Origin of the sequence: Mesorhizobium sp. WSM3879, from assembly GCF_002294915.1 — a bacterium.
In the GTDB taxonomy this organism is placed as follows: domain Bacteria; phylum Pseudomonadota; class Alphaproteobacteria; order Rhizobiales; family Rhizobiaceae; genus Mesorhizobium.
Genome location: NZ_NSFZ01000002.1, coordinates 334426 through 353874 on the forward strand (window position 1 = coordinate 334426; position 19449 = coordinate 353874).

Genomic DNA, 19449 nt, shown 5'->3' on the forward strand with positions numbered 1-19449 from the left:
TGGCGATCTCCCAGTTCAGGTCAGCGAAAAGCCTGCTAGCCCGATCGGCGTTGCCGCGCTGCTCCCGATCTTCATCTCAGCCGATCTCGAAGAAGGGCTTGCCGAGCAGGTCCGGCACCACGTCGATGCCGAGCCCGGGGCCGTCGGGAATGCCCATGCGGCTGCCCGCGACCGGCGGCTTGTTGGAGGCGGTGCGCACCGTCACCCATTCGTGGAAGGCGATGGCATGCAGACGACGCTCTTCCGGCGTCGACAGCGACAGATGCGCCATCGCGGCGGTGTCGATCTCCGCGCCGCCGGTGTCTTCGACGGTGATCATGAAACCGAGATCGACGGCGACGTCGCGGATCAGCCGCGTCTGCGTCACGCCGCCGAGGCGCGAGATCTTCAGCGTCAGCCCATCGGCCGCGCCACGGCGATGGATTTCCAGCATCTCGCCCAGCGAGGTGACGGATTCGTCGAGCACCATCGGCTTGTCGAGCATGCGGCGCACCGACATGTTCTCCTCGATCGTCGAGCAGGGCTGTTCGAATGTGTAGTCGATGCCGCGCGTGGCATCGGCGAACTGGCGCGCCTGGTAGGGCGTCCAGCCGGCATTGGCGTCGCAGAAGATCACCGTGCCCTTCGGCACGGCTGATGCGACGGCGCTCACGCGCTCGATGTCGTCACGGACATTGCCGCCGACCTTGACCTGCAGCCGATGGTAGCCTTCGGCAACGATGCGCTTGGCAAGTGCCGCCATCTGGTCGACCGTGCCGTGGGTCACGACCCGGTAAAGTTCCGCCGTCTCGCTCTCGCGGCCGCCGAGCATCGCTACCAACGGCACGTCGGCCGCACGGGCGGCGAGATCCCAGCAAGCCATGTCAAGCGCGGCTTTGACGTAGGGATGGCCCTTAAACACCGTGTCCATCAACCTGCCGATGCCGGCCAGCCCGCGCGGGTCATGGCCGATGAGATGCGGCGCGATCTCCGGCACGCCCGCGCGCGTTCCCGCCGGAAACGCGGCAGAATAGAAATTGCCGAGCGGCGCCATCTCGCCCCAGCCGGTCACGCCTGTGTCGGAAGTGATGGCGACGATCACCGCATCGAAACAGTCGGCGACCCGGCCCTTGGACATGCGGTAGGGCCCGTCCACGAAGGGCTGCACGACATGGTAGGCTTTTATGCTCTTGATCTTCACGTTTGTGTCCGTTTGTCCGCGGGTTTGTCAGGCGCCCTTCGATGCGCGCTTTTCGAGGCTGCGCGCATAGGCAAGAAGCGCTTCGAAATCGTTGTCGATATGCTCGCGGGCATGGCGCTGGGCGGCGCGCATGTCCGTGCCCTTGAGCAGCGCCACATAGGTTTCGTGCAGGTCCTCGGCCGGTACCGGCTCGTTCCGCGCACGCTGGTGCAGGGCGAAATACATTTGCAGCCGGCTGGTCAGCCGCTGCCAGGTTTCGAGCAGCACCGAATTGTCGGCCCACTCATAGACCAGCCCGTGCAGCTGCAGCGCCGTCTCGATCTGGCGCGTGGTGTCGAGCGCCCGGGTCGCCTGCTTCACCGCTTCGTGGCGGCGGTCGAGCTCGTCGAAGAAGCGCTGGTCGCGCTGCGGCCAGGCGAGCTCGATGGCGAAGTCGTCGAGCACCTTGTTGAGGGAATAGGCGTCGACGATGTCCTTGGCGGTGACGTCGACGACGAAGGTTCCGGCATAGGGAATGCTGGTCAGGATGCCTTCCTGCACCAGCTCGCGCATTGCCTCGCGCAGCGGCGCGCGGCTTACCCGCATCTGCTCGGAAATTCTGAGTTCGTTGAGCTTCTGCCCAGGCTCCAGCTGGCCGGTCAGAATGGCGCGCCTGAGCAGCGCGACGATCTCGGCCCTGCGCGTCGTATCCGCGATCGGACTGAAATCCAGCTTTGACATGTGGGCCACTCCGGATGAACCGACTGCAAGACAAGCAGATTGTCGACAATCCAACAAGAGGGTGGCTATCGTTTTTTCGCGGATGGCAGGCGCGCAAACAAAACGGCGCCCTCGATGTGGGTGTCGAGGGCGCCGTCGGACCGGGACTGATGGGGGATTATCAGCTGGCCGGTTTCGTTTCCGGCAAGGGAGAAACCGGCATTCCGGGTCCGATCTTCTGCAAATTGCCGGTGATCACCTGGTCGCTCTCGGAGATGCCTGAGGTGACGGAAATCAGATCGCCGTCGGTCGGGCCGAGCGACACCAGCTTCTGGTCTACGGTGTTGTCTTTGCCGAGGACGTACAGATATTTGCCGAGCTGGCTGGAACCCAGCGCCACCTGCGGCACCATCAGCGTATTGGGCTGCTCCTTCACATGCAGCCGCACGCGCACATACTGCCCGGGCAGCAGCGCGAACTTGGCGTTGCCGATCGTCGCCCGCGCGGTGATCGTGCCGGTCGAATGATCGATCGTGTTGTCGATGAAGGTGAGCTGGCCCTTCTGGCTGGGCTCGGTCTCACCGGGCAACAGCACGTCGACCGCAATCGGACCGTTGGCCTTCGCCTGCTCGATCTGGACGAGGTCGGTCTCGCTCGGATTGAAGGTGACGTAGATCGGGTCGAGGTGCACCAGCGTGTTGAGAACCGTGCCTGCGACGCTCACCAGGGTGCCGACCGAGGCTTGGTTGCGGCCGATCCGTCCGGAGAACGGTGCCTTGATCTCGGCATAGCCGAGATTGAGCTCGGCCGTCCGCACCGCCGCCTGGTCGACCGCGAGGGCGGCTTCGGCCGTGCGCAAGTTGCTGGTGCGCTGGTCGAAGCTGTCCTTCGCGAGGTACCCGGCCTTGGCAAGGTCGGTGCCACGGCCCAGATTGGACCGCGCGTATTCGAGCGCTGCCGCGTCGCGCTGCACCTGCGCCTTCGCCTGGTCGAGCGCTGCCTGGTAGTCCTCGGGCGCGATCCGGTAAAGCAGGTCGCCCTGCCTGACGTCGCTGCCGTCCTGCGCCGTCTGCTCCTGCAGATAGCCCGGCACGCGCGCCTGCAGGGTGATGTTGCGGATCGGCTCGACGCGCGCGGCGTAGTCGAGATAGATCGGCAGCGTCTTCTTGACGACGTTGACCACCGGGACCGGCATGACGAACGCCTTGGGCGCAGGCGCCGCGCCCGCAGTGCTGGCGCTGAGGCTGAGATTGCCCATGTCGAGCAGGTGCACGCTTGCCACCGAGATTGCGCCCAACGCGACCGCCGTTCCCAAAGCGATTTTCCATTTACGCATGTTGGTCTCCAATCCTATTCGGCCGCCTGGGCGAGCCGGACGGGCTCGGCGGTCGGTTCAATCTCTTGTTGGTGCGGGGCATGGTGAGGCCCCGCGGCAGGTTCGCTCTCACCGCCGCGCTCGCGCAGCTTCTCGATCACCGCATAGAAGACCGGCACGAAGACCAGCGACAAGATCGTCGCCGCCATCATGCCGCCGAAGACGGTGGTGCCGATCGACTGCCGGCTGGCGGCGCCCGCGCCGGTCGCGAACATCAGCGGCAGCACGCCGAGGATGAAGGCGAAGGCGGTCATCAGGATCGGCCGCAGCCTCAGCCGCGCGGCTTCCATCGCCGCCTCGACGATGGTCAGGCCTTCCTGGCGGCGCCGTCGGGCGAACTCGACGATCAGGATCGCGTTCTTCGCCGCCAGGCCGATCAGCATGACGAACCCGATCTGCGAGTAGACGTCGATCTGCATGCCGCGCAGCAAGAGAACGACGAAGGCGCCGAACAAAGCGAGCGGCACGGCAAGCAGCACCATGAAGGGCATCGCCCAGCTTTCATACTGCGCCGCCAGGATCAGGAAGACGAACACGATAGCCAGGCCGAACACGATCGAGGCGATCGATCCGGCCTGGAGCTCCTGATAGGTGATGCCGGTCCATTCATAGCCGAAATCCCGCGGCAGCACGTTTGCGGCCGCCCGCTCCATGGCTGCGACTGCTTGTCCGGACGAGAAGCCCGGCGCCGCGCCGCCGTTGATGAGGGCGGATGCATTGTTGTTGTAATGCGGCACCGTCTCGGGACCGACGATCGGCACCAGCTTGCCCAGTGTGCTCAGCGGCACCATCCCGCCGGACGCATTGCGCACGTAGAGGCGCGAGATGTCGTTCGCGTTTCCGCGCGCGTCCTTGTCGGCCTGGATCGTCACCCGGAAGGTGCGGCCGAAAAGGTTGAAGTCGTTGACGTAGAGCGAGCCGAGATAGATCTGCAGCGTGTTGAACACGTCGGGCAGGTTGAGGCCGAGCAGCTTCGCCTTGCTGCGGTCGAGGTCGTAGTTGAACTGCGGCGTCGAGGTCGAGAAGGACGAGAACAGCTGCTGCGGATTGAGCTCCGGCTGCTTGCGTGCTTCCGCGATCAACGCCTGCGTGACCTCGTTGAGCGCGGCGCTGCCGCGGCCCGAAAGGTCTTCCACCTGGAATTCGAAGCCGCCGGTCGTGCCGAGGCCCGGGATCGAGGGTGGATCGAATGAGAGCGCAAACGCCTCCGGTATCTGCAGCAACTTGTTGCGCACCTCGGCGACCAGCTTCGATGCGTTCTGGTCGGGCCCGCGTTCGTCCCACGGCTTCAGGATGGCGAACTCCACCGCCGAGTTCGATTGCGCGGCGCTGGTGAGGAAGTTCAGGCCGCTGATCGAGCCGACGATGTCGACGCCGGGCGTGTTCTGCAGGATGTCGCGCGCCTTCTGCGCCACCGCGTCGGTGCGCTCCAGCGAAGCGCCGTCCGGCAGCTGGATGACGACGAAGAAATAACCCTGGTCCTCCACCGGAAGGAAGGTCGAGGGCAGCTTCTGCCAGACGAAATAGGTTGCGACCAGGCCCGCCGCGAACAGGCCGAGCATGGCCCAACGCAGCCGGATCAGAATGCGCACGCCATGCGCATAGGCGTGCGACAGCCAGTCGAAGCCGGCATTGAACCAGCGGAACAGCACGAACTGCGTTCCGCCGCGATGGCGCAGGAACGCGGCGCTCAGCGCCGGGCTCAGCGTCAGCGAGTTGAAGGCGGAGATGCCGACCGAGATCGCGACGGTAAGCGCGAACTGGTTGTAGAGCCGTCCCGAAACGCCGGGAATGAAGGCGACCGGGATGAACACCGCCATCAGCACCGCGGTGGTGGCGATGATTGGGCCAGTCACTTCGGCCATCGCCGCGCGCGTCGCGGCCAGCGGCTTGAGGCCGGCTTCCAGCTGCCGCTCGACGTTCTCGACCACGACGATGGCGTCGTCGACGACGAGGCCGATCGCCAGCACCATGCCGAGCAGCGAGAGCATATTGAGCGAGAAGCCCAGCATGTACATCACCGCCAGCGTCGCGATCAACGACACCGGGATGGCGATGGTCGGGATGATGGTGGTGCGCCAGCTCTGCAGGAAGATGAAGACGACAGCCACCACCAGCACCAGCGCTTCGCCGAGCGTGATCAGCACGTCATGCATCGAGGCCGAGACGAAGCGCGTCGTATCGTAGTGCATGGCGTAGTGGACGCCCTTCGGGAAGCGCGCCGACAATTCCTGCATCTTGTCCTTGACCCGCTGCTGCAGGTCGAGCGCGTTGGAGCCGGGCATCTGGTAGACGGCGAGCACCACGGTCGGGTCCTTGCCGAAGAAGGCCGATGACGAATATTGCAGCGCGCCGAGCTCGATGCGGGCGACGTCGCGCAGACGCACGAGCGAGCCGTTCTGCGAGTTGGCGCGCACGACGATGTCGCCGAATTCCTTCGGGTCGCTCAAACGGCCGACCGCATTGACCTGCATCTCGAAGGCGGTGCCGGCCGGCGCCGGCGATTGGCCGATCTTGCCCGCCGCCACCTGCACGTTCTGCTCGGAAATGGCGTTCTGCACATCGACGGCGGTGATGCCGAGATTGGCCAGTTTGTCCGGATCGAGCCAGACGCGCATCGAATAGCGCCGTTCGCCGAAAATCTGCACGTCGCCGACGCCGGGCAGTCGCTTCAGCGGATCGACGACCTGGAGATAGGCGAGGTTGCTCAGCGCCACCGGATCGACCGAGCCGTCGGGCGAGGTGAGGTCGACGATCAGAACGAAGTTCGGGTTCTGCTTCTTGATCGTGACGCCGCCCTGGTTGACGATGGCCGGCAGGGAGGATGCGGCCTGCGAGACGCGGTTCTGGACGTCGACGGCCGCCGTGCTCAGCGGATAGCCGACGTCGAATGTGATGGTGATGGTCGAGGAGCCGTCATTCGAGCTCGTCGATGACATATAGGTCATGCCTTGCACGCCGTTGATCTGCTGCTCCAGCGGCGTGGTGACCGTATCGGCCACCACCTGCGCGCTGGCGCCTGGATAATGGGCGCTGACCACGACCTGCGGGGGCGTGATGTCGGGGAACTGCGAGACCGGCAGCAGGAAATAGGCGATCGCACCGGCGAGCACCATGATGATAGCGATCGCCGACGCGAAGATCGGGCGGTGAATGAAGAAGTTCACCATGACGCGGATGCCTCGCCGAACGGTTTTGCGAAATGGCGCATGCGCCGGGCCCGGACGGAACCGGAATCCTCCAGGAAGGATGGCAGGACATCGGCCGGCGCCTGTTCCGCGGCGCGCGAGCGCAGCATCCGTTCGAAGGCGTTGGGATCGACCCCATCAGCCTTCATCACCAGCCGGATCATCGGATCCCGGATGGCTTCGTCGATCGTCAGGTCTTTGCGCTTTTGCATAGGAGCGGCTCCTTGCTGCGGCCCGCATCGGATGATCACGGACCGCTTTTTTCTCGTTTTCACCGGCCGAAGCCGCATGACAGGCAGGTTTTCTGTCCTATCTCACTCTGGCAGGGCTCTATCGGTGGGCCTTGTCGTTTGACGGGGAGTAATATAGGTGTTACCAGTAAGTAACATTTGAAAGTTACAGACCGGTAACACCCTAGTCAAGAGGTGACCTCGGTTTTTTTGGAAACGACGAAAGGAGAGCACGATGACTGACGGCGTTGCGGAGCGTTCCCGCCCGCGGGATCGGATCCTGGAAACGGCGCAGGACATGTTCCACAAGCACGGAATCAAGGGCGTCGGCGTCGACGCCATCACGGAGGCTGCCGGCACCAACAAGATGACGCTCTATCGTCATTTCGAATCCAAGGACGATCTGATCATCGAATGCCTGCGCGCCACGGCGGCGAAGGCTTCAAGGATATGGGACGAGTTCGAGGCCGAGCATCCCGGCGACAAGCTCGCGCAGTTGCATGCCTGGGTCCGCAAGGCTTCGGAGCTGCTCAGCGCCGACAGTCGCGGCTGCGACATGGCCAATGCCGCCGTCGAGCTCACCGAGACCGATCACCCGGCACGGCGCGTCATCAAGGAACTAAAGGAAGCCCAGCGCGAGAAGCTGGTTGCGCTCTGCCGCGATGCCGGCATCGGCCAGGCCGAGCTGCTCGCCGATACGCTGTCGCTGTTGCTCGAAGGCGCGCGCGTCTCGATGCAGAGCGTTGGCGCCGAGGGCCCGAGCGCGCAGTTCGTGCGCATGGCCGAAAGCCTGATCGTCTCGTTCCGGGCACGCTGAAGGCGGCTTCCCCTGATGCGGCCGCTTTGCGGCCAGGCCAGCGCCGGCGCTGACCCGTCTCCTCTCTCCCCAGGAGAGTTCGGGTTGCTCGAATTGCAAGGCAATTCGACTCGGCAATATCCGGGTGAGGGGCGCTTCCGCCTAAGTGCAGGCAAAGAAAAAGCCCGCTGCCGGGAGGAGGAGGCAGCGGGCTTCGATTTCGAATACGGCACGGGAGGAGGAGCACCGCATTCAGCGCCGGTGTCTGGGAGGAGGAAGACATCCGACGCCGCAATAATTACGATTTGCCCAACCATTCGGCAACTGCGAAACGTGCATAGCTGGTGTGCAGATTTGCCGGATCAATCGTCTGACAAATCGGTGAGGCGACGGCATGATGCCATTCGCGATTACTGCACCGGCACGTTTTCCTTCATGATCAGCCGGGGCTCGATGAATTTTTTGGTCAGGTACGGCGCCGACGAGGCGATCGAGCCGAGCAGGCGGATCACTGCTTGCTCGGCAATCAGCCGCGCGTTCTGGTCGATGACCACGTCGGCGAGATCGTCGACCAGATAGCGGCGTGTTTCCCTGGTCAGGTCATGGCAGATGAAGACGGGCTTTCTGCGCGGCCTGGCTTCGAGCAACGCCTTGGCCACCCCGGAGCGTCCGGCGCCGACGCAGTAGATGCCGAGCAGTTCCGGTTCGTTGTGCAAGGCCTTCATGGTCGCACTGTAGCTGGCGTCGGGCTCGTCGTTGATCTCGACGGCGCTGGAGACGGTGAGATTGGGGAACTCTTCTGCGAGCACCGAGCGGAAACCCATCTCGCGCTCCTCGTGGCCGCGATAGGAGCGCGAGCCAACGACCATCGCGAGGTGCCCGATCCGGCCGCCAAGGAAGCGGCCCATCAGCAGCGCCGCCGTGCGTCCGGCAACCCGGTTGTCGATGCCGACATACGCCGAGCGAGGGGCCGCGGGCACATCGGAAACCAGCGTGACCAGCCGGATGCCGGCCTCGACCAACTCGCGCAAAATGTTGCGCGTGCGCGGATGGTCGACGGCGATGACGCCGACGCCATTGGCCTTGAGCGAGAGGTTCTCGATCGCGCCCTGCAGCGCGCCCGGCGAGATGCCGGCGAGATTGTGGATGCGGCAGGAGGCGACCAGCGGCAGGCGCCCTGCATAGTCCTCGATATGATGGGCAAGGTCGGCCATGAAGGCGTTGCTGCCGATCGGCAGGAAGAATTCGAGATGCGCCGGCTTCGACGGCAGCACGACTTGATCGAGCGTCGGCAGATAGCCGAGCTGCTTTGCCGCCTCCAAGACGCGCTGCCGGTTGGCCGCGCTTGCGCCTGGCCTGTTGTTGAGCACTCGGTCTACCGTCGCGGTCGACAAGCCGCAGCTTCTGGCGATGTCGGCTACGGTCGCTTTCATGGGTCCGGTCATAGGGTGGGATGCGAGCCCCTGTCAGCCGGCTGCGGGCCGTCGGAAATCGCATCGCGGATCTCCTTGTCCGACATGCCGGTGATGACGCGTTCGACGTCCGCCACGGTGGTCTTCTTCGGATCGATATCATCGGCCACCACCTTGCCGCGGCGCATCACCACGATGCGGTCGACGACCTGGAACACATGGTGGATGTTGTGGGCTATGAAGATGCAGGAGTGGCCGGAATCGCGGGCGCCGCGCACGAAGCTCAACACCCCTTGCGTCTCGGCAACGCCGAGATTGTTGGTCGGCTCGTCGAGGATGATGAGGTCGCTGTCGAAATGCATGGCGCGCGCGATCGCCACTGCTTGCCGCTCGCCGCCTGATAGCGAGCCGATCGGCGTCGTCGGCGGGATGTTTTTGGAGATGCCGACCTGCTTGAGCAGGTCGCGCGCCACCGTGTTCATCGCCTCCTGGTCCATGCGGTTGAGGAAACGCGGCGGTTTGATCGGCTCGCGCCCCAGGAACAGGTTGCGGGCGATCGACAGCTGCGTGACAAGCGCGGAGTCCTGATAGATCGTCTCGATACCTTCAGCGATCGCGTCGCTGGTGCTGCGGAAATTCACCTTCTTGCCGCGCACGAAAATGTCGCCGCTGGTGAGCGGCACCGCGCCCGACAGCACCTTGATCAGTGTCGACTTGCCGGCGCCGTTGTCGCCGAGCAGGCCGACGATCTCCTTTTCGTTGACGTGGAAGTTGGCGTCCACCAGCGCCTGTACGCGCCCGTAGGACTTGCGGATGTTCGTCATGCGGATCAGAGGCTCGGCCATCGTCTTCAAGTCCCTGCCTGGTGCCGGCGTTCGAGCCATGAGTGCAGCGCCATCATCCCGAGGATGATCGCGCCAATGAAGATGTTGTAGGCAAGTCCCGGAACGCCGATCAGAACGATGCCGTTGCGCATGACGCGCAGGATCAGGATGCCGAGCACCGTGCCGATAATGGTGCCGCGGCCGCCGGTCAGCGCCGTGCCGCCGATGACCACCATGGCGATGACCTCGAGCTCGTAGCCGGTGCCGCTGTTCGGATTGGCGGCCGAGGTGCGCAGCGACGAGATCACGCCGGCGAGCGAGGCCATCACCGCCGACAGGATGAACAGGCCGATCTTGACCCGGCTGACATTGACGCCGCGGGCGCGCGCCGCGTTGGGATTGCCGCCGGCCGCCTGGATCCAGTTGCCGGTGCGGCTTTGCGTCAGCACATAACCGAGCGCGATCGCGGCGCCGATGAACCAGAACAGCGAGGCATAGATGCGGAACGGGCCGACGTAGAAGTCGCCGACCAGGATGTCCGCAAGCCAGCTGCCTTCGGCGCTCCAGGTGCGCTGCGGAAAGCCGTCGGTGACGAAAAGCGCGGTGCCGCGCACGACGAGCAGCATGCCGAGCGTGACCAGGAAGGACGGGATCTTGAGCTGCGTGACGAACCAGCCATTGACAAGCCCGATCAAGGCCGCGACCACCAGCGCGATGGCTAAGCCCATCTCCAGCGAGGTGACTCCGCCATTGAACAGCGTCCACATCAGCACCGGCGAGAAGCCGAACAGCGAGCCGACCGAGAGGTCGAATTCGCCCGACGTCATCAGCAAGGTCATCGCCAACGCGATCAGCCCAAGCTCGACGGTGAAGGCGAGGATGTTCGAGATGTTCTGCGGCGACAGGAAATCCGGATTGATGCCCCAGAAGATGACGAGTTCGACGATCAGCAGCACCAGCGGCCCGAATTCCGGCCGCGCGATGAAACTTTGGATGAAGGAACGGTTTTCCATTGGGCCCGCGATGTGAATGATTGGCGAGCCCGCTGCGATCAGTCAGGACTCGATGGTCCAAGAAGCGATCGCGGCCCGAAAGCCGCGACCGTTAATGTCAGGTCTTACTTGCCGGACAGGATCTTGTCATAAACGCCGGCGGTATCCTTTTCATAGAGCGCGCCGGTGATGACGTTGAAGCCCGGAGGAATGCCGGCAGACGCCATCGCCGCCATCGAAAGCGCGATGTAGCTGGTCGCCTGCGGGTCCTGCCACTGCGCGGCGTTGACATAGCCGTTCAGCACTTCCTGGGTGGTGTCGAGCGAGTTGCCCCAGCCGACAACTGGGATCTCGCCCGGCTTGACGCCGACCTGGTCGAAGACGCGTTTGACCGAGCCTGTGACGAGGTCGCCGAGGCCGATGATCGCCTTCACCTTGCCCTTGTGGGCGGTGAGATAGTCCACCATGCGGTTGATCACTTCGGCCTGGTCGAGCGTCGCCTCGGTCACCTCATAGGTGATGCCAAGCGGCTCGAACACGCTCTTGATGCCTTCCTCTTCCTGCACGCCATAGGTGGCGCCGGGCACCTCGACCGGCATCCATACGAAGTCGCCCTTCTTCACCAGGCCCTTGTCGACCAGATACTGCGCCCAGTGCTTGCCGAAGGTGACGTTGTCGCCGCCGACATAGGCGTTGAAGTTGGCCTTCGGGTCGGGCGTGTTGAAGTTGATGATCGGAATGTTGGCTGCACGGGCCTCCTTGACGATCTCGACGAGGCTGCCCGGATCGGGGCTGGTGGTGACGATGCCGTCGGCCTTGGCCGAGATGGCGGCGCGAACAGCCTCCTGCTGCGAGGCAACGTCGCCATTGTGGAACGAGGTGTTCACCTTGTTGCCGGTGTCGGTCGCCCATTGCTTGGCACCGGCCAGGAAGTAGGTCCAGACCGGATCGGCCGGGCCGCCATGCGAAATCCAGTAGAAGGTCTTGGCCTCGGCCATCGCCGGAATGGCGATTGCCGCGATCAAGCCAAGCACGAACAGTCTCAGCCTCGAAAGCATCGATTTCCTCCCATGTTGAAAACCACCTCCACATCAGGCGCGATGCGGTCCTCAAGGGTCGCATCTTCCTGCCCGCGCCGACCGGACGCCTCTAGAGCATTCCCTTTTTCGGCCGCTGGCAAGCCTCGATCGTCAATGGATGTTGGCACAGCTCCGCACGCCATCAGCAATCCCATCAGATTGCATCAGTTACCGTGATATTTTCCCGGCAAACGCCGCTGCGCTCATCAGCCTCCAGTGATGAGCAAGCGTATGCCGTTGTGATCCGCTGCTAGATCAGACCGGCTCTGGCGAGGTCGCGCATCAGGTGGCTGGCGCCGTAGGTCCAGGGCGGGCAGTCGGGCGACAGGCGCACCCGGTTGGTCAGCGCGCCCAACTTTTCCGACGAGATGGTGACGGTGTCGCCGACCTTGTGGGTGAAGCCCTTGCCCTTTTCGCCGCGATCTTTCGACGGCACGAACATGGTGCCGAGATAGAGCGCCAGCCCGTCCGGGTACTGGTGATGAGGTCCCATCGCGGCTCTGACCAGCTCTTCCGGCGAGCGGCTGATCTCGGCCATCGAGCTTGCGCCCTCCAGCGAAAAACCGTCCTCGCCCTCGACGCTTAGCCGCACCGTGGCGCGCTTCACGTCGGCGATGGAAAAGGTCTCGTCGAAGAGCCGGATGAAAGGTCCAAGCGAGGCGGAAGCATTGTTGTCCTTGGCCTTGCCGAGCAGCAGCGCCGAGCGTCCTTCGACATCGCGCAGATTGACATCGTTGCCGAGCGTGGCGCCGACGATGCGGCCTAAGCTGTCGGCGATCATCGCGATCTCCGGCTCCGGATTGTTCCAGGTGGAGACCGGATGCAGCCCGACATCGGCGCCGAAGCCGACGGAGGCCATCGGCTGGCATTTGGTGAAGATCTCGGCATCGGGGCCGATGCCAACTTCCAGATATTGCGACCAGACGCCGCGCGAAATCAGCTTGGCCTTGATCTCCATCGCTTCCGGCGAGCCTGGCTTGAGCTTGGAGAGATCATGGCCGATCAGCCCGGCGATGTCGGCGCGGATGGCGTCGGCCTTTTCCGCGGAGCCGCGCGCCTGCTCCTCGATGACGCGCTCGAGCAGGCTGACGACGAAGGTGACGCCGGAAGCCTTCACCGCCTGCAGGTCGACGGGGGAGAGCAGGATCGGCTTCTTGGCGTCGCGCTGAGACGCGAAGCTGTTGGTTGCGATGTCTTCCAGCGCGCCGATTGCCTCGCCGCGGGCCGAGCGCACGTAGGCGGCCGGGTCCTTCAGCTCGCAGAGGTCGCGCACGGTAGGCGCCGCGCTCGACGTGATGTCGATGACCTCGCCTGCGCGCACGGTGACCACCAGCGGATGGGAGGCTTCGCTGGTCCTGGCGCGGCCGACGAAAAGGCCGTCGCCAGGGAGGCGGGTTAAATCGGTCATGGTCTTCTGTCCTCTCGATTGTCGCGCGGCACTTTCCCCGCATTTAATGCAAACGTCTATCCCATCGATGGCGAGGTTATGAGCCAATGGCATGCTGTCACATAGCCAAGCGCGGACTGGCCCATCGGGTCCTCTTTCAAATTCATGAAATCAGCAATAGGACTTTCACGAGCCTCCAGCGCCTCAGGTGACCAATTGCCCACCTTTTCCGATCCGATCTGGCAAAAGCCTCCAACAGCTCCGGCGTTCCAGTCAGAGCTGTCGAGCGACGGCACGCTCGATGCGGTGATCGTCGGCGGCGGCATCATGGGTCTGTCGACCGCCTTGCACGCGGCAAGCGCCGGTCTTTCCGTCCAGGTGCTGGATGCCGGCGCGATCGGGCAGGGCGCGTCGGGCTTGAACGGCGGCCAGGTCATTCCCGGCCTCAAATATGATCCCGAATGGCTGATCGAGCACTTTGGCAAGGAGCGCGGCGAGGCCCTCGTCGACTTCGCCGCCTCGACGGCCGACGCGGTGTTCCATGTGATCCGTGACGAGAAGCTTGCGGTGCCGTTCACGCGGAAGGGCTGGATCCAGGCCGCGCACACCGAGACCGCGCTGAAGGCGGCGGCGAACCGGGATCGGCAATGGCGGGCGCGTGGCGCCGACGTCAAGCTGCTCGACCGGGCCGAGATCGCCGCGATGACCGGCGCCAAGGGCTATCTTGGCGGCTGGCTCGACCGCCGCGCCGGCGTCATCGATCCGCTGTCCTACACGCTCGAGCTTGCCCGCGTCGCCTCTGCCGTCGGCGCCGGGATCGCCGAGCAGCAGCGGGTGGTGAGGCTCACCAAGGAAGCCGGCGTCTGGCGGGTCTCCACGCAAGGCGGCGCCGAACTGCGCGCGACGAGGGTCGTACTCGCCACCAACGCCTATACGGATGGCCTGCTGCCCGGCCTCGCGCAAACAATCGTGCCGCTGCATTCCTTCCAGATCGCCACGGCACCGCTGCCGGCGGAGCTTGCCGCAAGCATCCTGCCCGGCGGGCAAGCCGTTTCCGATTCCCGCCGCATCTTGGTCTATTACCGCAAGGGCCCTGACGGCCGGATGGTGTTGGGTGGACGCGGCCGCATGGCCCCGCCTTCAAGCGCGGCCGACTGGGCCCATTGCGAACGCGCGCTGCTTCGGCTCTATCCGGCGCTTGCCGGCATCGCCGTCGAAAAGCGCTGGTTCGGCCGCGTGGCGATGACCCCGGATCATCTCCCGCACCTGCATGAGCCGGAAAAGGGCCTGCTCGCCGTGGTCGGTTGCCAGGGCAGGGGCGTCGGACTGATGAGCGCGCTGGGCAAGCGCATGGCGGGTTACCTCGCGACCGGCGATGTCAGTCGATTGCCTTTCCCGCTGTCGCCGATCCGGCCGATCCCGTTCCACGCCTTCCGCCAGGTCGGCGTCGCCGCCACCATCGCCTGGTATCGGATGCTGGATGCCCTCGAGCGCTGAGGGACGCGTGCAGCGCATCACCGATTTAGCTTGACAGTTTCAGGAATATGAAAAATCATTAGCTGATTTCAAAAATCCGATGGGCAGCTAGCAGATGTCCACCATCGTTGCAGCGCGGCCATCGCCGGAAACCCGCATCTCGCCGGTTTTCCGCTTTGCCATGCTGTTGCCCGGCGGGGTGGTCACCTTCTTCCTCATCCTCTTTGCCCTCGGCCTTGTGCTCTTCCTTGCCTTCAGGAGCAATGACGGCTCGCTGCTCGGCGCCGGCCTGACGGCGGCAAACTTCGTAACTGTGGCCACCGATCCGCTCTACTGGACGGTGACGCTGCGCTCGCTGGTCATCGCCGGCCTGGTGACGCTCGCCACCGTCGCTACTGCATATCCGGTCGCCTACTACCTCGCCTTCCATGCCGGCCGCCGGCGCAACCTGCTGCTCTTCCTGGTCACGCTGCCGTTCTGGACCAGCTACCTTTTGCGCGTCTTTGCCTGGAAGATCGTGCTTGCCTATAACGGCGTGCTGAACTCGGCTTTCATCGAAAGCGGCCTCTGGTCGGAGCCGACGCTCGCCTTCCTCAACACGCCGGCCGCGGTGGTGGTGACGCTTGCGCACGCCTACGCGCCTTTCGCCATCCTGCCCATCTACGTGGCGCTGGATACCATCCCGAAATCGCTGCTCGAAGCCGCCTCCGATCTCGGCGCGCGCCCGTTCACGTCGTTCCGCCGCGTCGTGCTGCCCAATTCGATGCCGGGCGTGCTGGCGGCGGCTCTCGTCGTCTTCGTGCCGACCGTCGGCGACTATGTCACGCCGGCTATGGTCGGCGGCCCGGCCAGCACCATGATCGGCACGCTGATCCAGTCGCAATTCGGCAAGGCCAATGACTGGCCGTTCGGCGCGGCCCTGTCGGTCTGCGTCATGCTGGTCATCCTGTGCGTGGTCCTGGTCGCGCGCGGCGCCGACCGCCGGTTTGGCAGCCGCACATGAGCGCGGCGCGCAAAGAGGCAAATGCGGGCGGCCGCTGGCTCGGCCTCTATGTGCTTGCCTATCTCGTCTTCCTCTATCTGCCTATCCTTTTGATCCCGCTGTTTTCCTTCAACGATTCCATCCAGGCGGCGTTTCCGCTGCAGGGCTTCACGCTCGGTTGGTACGAGACCCTCTACGGCAATCCGGCGCTCTCCGGCGCTTTGGCCAACAGTCTCGTCATCGGTGTCGTTGCTGCCTCGGGGGCAACGCTATGCGGCATCACCGTTTCCTATATGGACCTCTACGGCCGCTCGCCGCTCGCGGCTACGATCAGTGCCATAGCCCGGCTGCCGATCCTGATCCCCGGCGTCATCGTCGGCATCTCGCTCTTGATCCTGGTCAATCTCATTGGCCTCGGCCCGTCGCGCGTCGCAATTGTGCTCGGCCATATCCTGGTGGCGCTGCCGACGACGGTGGTGGTGATGCGCAGCCGATTCGCGGCGATCCCAAAGACCATTCGCGAGGCGGCGCTCGACCTTGGGGCGTCGGACTGGACAACGTTCCGGCGCGTCATGCTTCCGCTCAGCCTGCCGGCGGTGCTGTCGGCCTTCATGCTCGCCTTCCTGACCTCCTTCGACGAGTTCATCGTCGTCTTCTTCCTCGCCGGCACCGAGCCGACGCTGCCGCTCTACATCTGGAGCCAACTGCGCTTCCCGCGTTCGCTGCCGACGGTGATGGCGCTCGGAACGGTGATCCTGGCCGTGTCCTTCGTCATCGCCACCCTCGCCGAGATCCTGCGCCATCGCGGCCTCGGCGCCGCGCGCCGCAATCCAGCCTGAACCACAACAAGAAAGAGGAGAACGAAAATGACAGTCCACCTGAAATCGATCACGGGATATAAAGCCCGCGCGGGCCTAGCCGCACTCGCCCTGGCGCTGTCGTCGACCGTCGCTTTGGCTGCCGACAAGCTGCAATATTTCACCTGGTCGGGCTACGAGCTGCCCGACTTCAACAAGAGCTTCCTCACCGCGCATCCGGACGGCGTCGAGGCCACGATCTTCGGCGATGACGACGATGCCTTCACCAAGGTCAAGGCCGGCTTCAGGCCCGACATCGCCCATCCCTGCTACGACAAGGTGGCGCGCTGGAACAAGGAAGGCCTGCTGCAGCCGATCGACACCAAGCGCATCAAGAACTGGGATTCGATCTTCCCGGTGTTCAAGAACCTGCCCGACCTGCAGGCCGGCGACGGCAAGGTCTGGATGGTGCCGTGGGACTGGGGCAACACCTCGATCCTCTACCGCACAGATCTGGTCAAGAACCCCGAGGCGAGCTGGAACCTTTTGTGGGACAAGCAATATGCCGGCCGCATGGCGACCATCGACGCCGTGCATGACACGCCGATCGTCGCGGCACTTCTGGCTGGCGTGAACCCCTTCGACATGACGCCGGAGCAGATGGAAAAGGTCGCCGCGAAACTGCGCGAGCAGCGGCCGCTGCTGTCGAGCTACACCACCGACATGACCTCGGTCGAGCAGGCGCTGGCCAGCGGCCAGTTGGTCGCCGCCATGACCTGGAACGCGTCGGCCACGTCGCTGAAGAAGCAGGGCGTGCCGGTCGAGTTCATGAAGCCGAAGGAAGGCATGCTCACCTGGGCCTGCGGCTTCGTCATGCTGAAGGACGCCAAGAACGTCGATCTCGCCTATGACTTCATCAACAGCCGGCTCGACGCCGATTCGGGCAAGTACCTCATCCAGTCCTACGGCTATGGCAGCTCGCTTTCGACCGCCTTCGCCGGCGTGTCGAAAGACGAGCTGGACAAGCTGCAGCTGCCGGCGGATCCCGACGTGATGCTGAAGAGCACGATCTTCACCGGACCAATGAAGCAGAACGACGACGTCGCCAAGATGTTCGAGAAGGTGAAAGCCGGCGGCTGAGCGCACTTGCCTTCTCCCCTTGTGGGAGAAGGTGGATCGGCGCGCAGCGCCGAGACGGATCAGGGGTGATCCAGGGAACGCCGACGTCTCACTTCGCTGGAGCACCCCTCATCCGTCGCCTTCGGCGACACCTTCCCCCACAAGGGGGGAAGGGGGGCCTGGCGGCGCTGCGCCGCACCGGTGGAAAGACAACAAGGACTATTTGATGGACATTGTTGACGAAGCAAAACCGAAGGACGATGCCGACGTGCGTGTCGGCCGGCGCGTGCGGGCGCTGAGGCTCGAGCGCAAGCTGTCGCTGGCCGAGCTCGCCGCCAAGGCCGGCATATCGATCGGCGCGCTCAGCCAGATCGAGCGCGGCATGTCCTCGCTGCGCGTCAAGGTGATCTGGCCGCTGGCCGCCGCCCTCGACATCGAGCCCTCGGCCCTGATCGCCGACGGCGATGAAGCGGTCAACGACCTCTATTGCGTGCGCGCCGACAAGCGGCGCGCAATCCCGGTCAAGTCCGAGGGGATCGCCAAGGCGCTGCTGTCGCCGCCCGCCGCCACACTCACCGGAATGCTGGTGACGGTCGAGGCCGGCGGCGGCACCGCCGAGGCTTATGCCCATGCCGGCCACGAATTCGGCTTCGTGATGACGGGCGAGGTCGAGCTGGTGGTTGACGCCACGGCCTATGTGCTGAAGGCCGGAGACAGCTTTGGCTTCAAGAGCACGCTGCTGCATGCCTTCCGCAATCCGGGCGCCGAGCGCTGCCAGATCCTGTGGGTCAACACGACAAAACCCTCCGAGGTGCGCGATGGCGCCTGACGCGCTCGTTCGTCTAGAGAACGTCTCGAAGGTCTTCCCGGGCGGCGTGGTCGGGCTCGATGCGGTCGATCTCGACATTGCGGCGGGCGAGTTCCTGACCCTGCTCGGCCCCTCAGGCTGCGGCAAGACGACGAGCCTGCGCGTCATCGCCGGCTTCGAGAGCCCGACCCGCGGCAAAGTGCTGCTCGAAGGCGGTGACATCACCGGTCTGAGGCCCTTCGACCGTCCGGTCAACACCGTCTTTCAGGACTATGCGCTGTTCCCGCATATGGACGTCGCGGCGAACGTCGGCTTCGGCCTCTCGCTGCGCAAACTGTCCGGTACCGAGCAGGCCAAGCGCGTCGGTCAGGCGCTTGACATGGTCGGCCTAGCCGACAAGCTGTGCGCCCGCATCTCCGAACTGTCGGGCGGTCAGCGCCAGCGCGTCGCGCTTGCCCGCGCCATCGTCTGCGAGCCGCGTGTGCTCTTGCTCGACGAGCCGCTGTCGGCCCTCGACGCGCATCTGCGCGAGCAGATGCAGGTCGAGCTCAAGCGGCTTCAGTCCCGGCTCGGCACCACCTTCGTCATGGTCACGCACGACCAGACCGAGGCGCTGTCGATTTCCGACCGCATCGTCGTCATGAACAAGGGCCGCATCGAGCAGATCGCGCCGCCCGCGACGCTTTACGACCGTCCGGCGACGCGGTTCGTCGCCTCCTTCATCGGCACCATGAATCTCCTGCAGTCACGCTTTGTCGGGCGCGACGGCGGGCGGCTGCGCTTTACCGCCGGCGAGCTGCCGCTGGAGGCCATACTGGAAACCGGCGAGACACCGGCTGTCGGCGACGCACGAACCATCGGCGTTCGTCCGGAGGATCTTGTGGCGGCCATCGAGGCCGCCGAAGGCACCGCGCCGGCGCGGGTGAGTGGCATCGTCTTCCACGGTCGCACGCTGCGCCTTCACGTCGAACTGGGGCAGGGGACTGCAATCGTCATCGATGCCCCACGCCGCGCCGACGGTTTTCGATTCAGCATCGGCGACGTAGCGCACATCAGCCTGCGGCGTGGCGCCAACTGCCCTGTGCTCTCGAACTGATCGCCGGCC

The 19449-nt window shown here is 64.6% G+C and carries 17 protein-coding genes; 7 read left to right on the top strand and 10 right to left on the bottom strand.

Annotated features, from left to right (window positions below; translation table 11 throughout):
• Window positions 1-76: 76 nt before the first annotated feature.
• The 5 genes from CK218_RS04990 to CK218_RS05010 all read right to left on the bottom strand — a co-directional run bounded on the left by CK218_RS04990 (window position 77) and on the right by CK218_RS05010 (window position 6654).
• Entirely contained in the window at window positions 77-1180 is a 1104-nt protein-coding gene (locus CK218_RS04990; protein ID WP_095827051.1) for a mandelate racemase/muconate lactonizing enzyme family protein, read from the bottom strand.
• 27 nt (window positions 1181-1207) lie between these two features.
• Entirely contained in the window at window positions 1208-1900 is a 693-nt protein-coding gene (locus tag CK218_RS04995) for a GntR family transcriptional regulator (protein WP_095827052.1), read from the bottom strand.
• A 160-nt stretch (window positions 1901-2060) separates the two neighbouring features.
• Window positions 2061-3215, bottom strand: coding sequence for an efflux RND transporter periplasmic adaptor subunit (locus CK218_RS05000; protein ID WP_095827219.1), 1155 nt, complete (start codon window positions 3213-3215; stop codon window positions 2061-2063).
• 14 nt (window positions 3216-3229) lie between these two features.
• On the bottom strand, window positions 3230-6424 hold the full coding sequence (locus tag CK218_RS05005; RefSeq protein ID WP_095827053.1) for a multidrug efflux RND transporter permease subunit: 3195 nt from the start codon (window positions 6422-6424) through the stop codon (window positions 3230-3232).
• A complete protein-coding gene (locus CK218_RS05010) occupies window positions 6418-6654 on the bottom strand; it encodes a hypothetical protein (protein WP_095827054.1) in 237 nt (78 codons plus the stop codon). The genes CK218_RS05005 and CK218_RS05010 overlap by 7 nt, the downstream gene beginning before the upstream one ends.
• A gap of 253 nt (window positions 6655-6907) precedes the next feature.
• Here CK218_RS05010 and CK218_RS05015 point away from each other — a divergent pair, with 253 nt between their 5' ends.
• Window positions 6908-7489: a TetR/AcrR family transcriptional regulator gene (locus CK218_RS05015; protein WP_095827055.1), complete on the top strand. Its 582-nt coding sequence runs from the start codon at window positions 6908-6910 to the stop codon at window positions 7487-7489.
• Window positions 7490-7878: 389 nt separating this feature from the next.
• Here the strand turns inward: CK218_RS05015 and CK218_RS05025 are convergent, their stop codons facing one another.
• From CK218_RS05025 to CK218_RS05045, 5 genes are all read right to left on the bottom strand, one after another.
• Entirely contained in the window at window positions 7879-8901 is a 1023-nt protein-coding gene (locus CK218_RS05025; RefSeq protein WP_095827056.1) for a LacI family DNA-binding transcriptional regulator, read from the bottom strand.
• A gap of 8 nt (window positions 8902-8909) precedes the next feature.
• Window positions 8910-9725 (bottom strand): ATP-binding cassette domain-containing protein, encoded by an 816-nt coding sequence (locus CK218_RS05030; RefSeq protein ID WP_095827220.1) that lies wholly within the window; start codon window positions 9723-9725, stop codon window positions 8910-8912.
• Window positions 9726-9730: 5 nt separating this feature from the next.
• Window positions 9731-10717, bottom strand: a complete 987-nt coding sequence (locus CK218_RS05035) for an ABC transporter permease (protein WP_066988902.1) — start codon at window positions 10715-10717, stop codon at window positions 9731-9733.
• A gap of 104 nt (window positions 10718-10821) precedes the next feature.
• Entirely contained in the window at window positions 10822-11754 is a 933-nt protein-coding gene (locus CK218_RS05040) for a substrate-binding domain-containing protein (protein WP_066988900.1), read from the bottom strand.
• Window positions 11755-12025: 271 nt separating this feature from the next.
• Window positions 12026-13183, bottom strand: a complete 1158-nt coding sequence (locus CK218_RS05045; RefSeq protein WP_095827057.1) for a fumarylacetoacetate hydrolase family protein — start codon at window positions 13181-13183, stop codon at window positions 12026-12028.
• A gap of 195 nt (window positions 13184-13378) precedes the next feature.
• Between CK218_RS05045 and CK218_RS05050 the strand changes: the two genes are divergently transcribed.
• The 6 genes from CK218_RS05050 (at window position 13379) to CK218_RS05075 (ending at window position 19440) form a co-directional block, all read left to right on the top strand.
• Window positions 13379-14659, top strand: coding sequence for an FAD-dependent oxidoreductase (locus CK218_RS05050; RefSeq protein WP_245434898.1), 1281 nt, complete (start codon window positions 13379-13381; stop codon window positions 14657-14659).
• 94 nt (window positions 14660-14753) lie between these two features.
• A complete protein-coding gene (locus tag CK218_RS05055; protein ID WP_095827059.1) occupies window positions 14754-15641 on the top strand; it encodes an ABC transporter permease in 888 nt (295 codons plus the stop codon).
• Window positions 15638-16459 (top strand): ABC transporter permease, encoded by an 822-nt coding sequence (locus CK218_RS05060; RefSeq protein ID WP_067327787.1) that lies wholly within the window; start codon window positions 15638-15640, stop codon window positions 16457-16459. The genes CK218_RS05055 and CK218_RS05060 overlap by 4 nt, the downstream gene beginning before the upstream one ends.
• Before the next feature lie 27 nt (window positions 16460-16486).
• Window positions 16487-17557, top strand: a complete 1071-nt coding sequence (locus CK218_RS05065; protein ID WP_066988891.1) for an ABC transporter substrate-binding protein — start codon at window positions 16487-16489, stop codon at window positions 17555-17557.
• 205 nt (window positions 17558-17762) lie between these two features.
• Window positions 17763-18365: a cupin domain-containing protein gene (locus tag CK218_RS05070; RefSeq protein ID WP_066988889.1), complete on the top strand. Its 603-nt coding sequence runs from the start codon at window positions 17763-17765 to the stop codon at window positions 18363-18365.
• Complete coding sequence (locus tag CK218_RS05075; protein ID WP_095827060.1) at window positions 18355-19440, top strand: ABC transporter ATP-binding protein; 1086 nt, start codon at window positions 18355-18357, stop codon at window positions 19438-19440. The genes CK218_RS05070 and CK218_RS05075 overlap by 11 nt, the downstream gene beginning before the upstream one ends.
• The last annotated feature ends 9 nt before the right edge of the window (window positions 19441-19449 follow it).

Bases quoted from the DNA above. Each gene is read 5' to 3' on its own strand.
- CK218_RS05010 (WP_095827054.1), bottom strand. From the start codon at position 6,654: ATGCAAAAGCGCAAAGACCTGACGATCGACGAAGCCATCCGGGATCCG.
- CK218_RS05030 (WP_095827220.1), bottom strand. From the start codon at position 9,725: ATGGCCGAGCCTCTGATCCGCATGACGAACATCCGCAAGTCCTACGGG.
- CK218_RS04995 (WP_095827052.1), bottom strand. From the start codon at position 1,900: ATGTCAAAGCTGGATTTCAGTCCGATCGCGGATACGACGCGCAGGGCC.
- CK218_RS05040 (WP_066988900.1), bottom strand. From the start codon at position 11,754: ATGCTTTCGAGGCTGAGACTGTTCGTGCTTGGCTTGATCGCGGCAATC.
- CK218_RS05055 (WP_095827059.1), top strand. From the start codon at position 14,754: ATGTCCACCATCGTTGCAGCGCGGCCATCGCCGGAAACCCGCATCTCG.
- CK218_RS05005 (WP_095827053.1), bottom strand. From the start codon at position 6,424: ATGGTGAACTTCTTCATTCACCGCCCGATCTTCGCGTCGGCGATCGCT.
- CK218_RS05070 (WP_066988889.1), top strand. From the start codon at position 17,763: ATGGACATTGTTGACGAAGCAAAACCGAAGGACGATGCCGACGTGCGT.
- CK218_RS05045 (WP_095827057.1), bottom strand. From the start codon at position 13,183: ATGACCGATTTAACCCGCCTCCCTGGCGACGGCCTTTTCGTCGGCCGC.
- CK218_RS05000 (WP_095827219.1), bottom strand. From the start codon at position 3,215: ATGCGTAAATGGAAAATCGCTTTGGGAACGGCGGTCGCGTTGGGCGCA.
- CK218_RS05065 (WP_066988891.1), top strand. From the start codon at position 16,487: ATGACAGTCCACCTGAAATCGATCACGGGATATAAAGCCCGCGCGGGC.
- CK218_RS05025 (WP_095827056.1), bottom strand. From the start codon at position 8,901: ATGAAAGCGACCGTAGCCGACATCGCCAGAAGCTGCGGCTTGTCGACC.
- CK218_RS05035 (WP_066988902.1), bottom strand. From the start codon at position 10,717: ATGGAAAACCGTTCCTTCATCCAAAGTTTCATCGCGCGGCCGGAATTC.
- CK218_RS05015 (WP_095827055.1), top strand. From the start codon at position 6,908: ATGACTGACGGCGTTGCGGAGCGTTCCCGCCCGCGGGATCGGATCCTG.
- CK218_RS05075 (WP_095827060.1), top strand. From the start codon at position 18,355: ATGGCGCCTGACGCGCTCGTTCGTCTAGAGAACGTCTCGAAGGTCTTC.
- CK218_RS05060 (WP_067327787.1), top strand. From the start codon at position 15,638: ATGAGCGCGGCGCGCAAAGAGGCAAATGCGGGCGGCCGCTGGCTCGGC.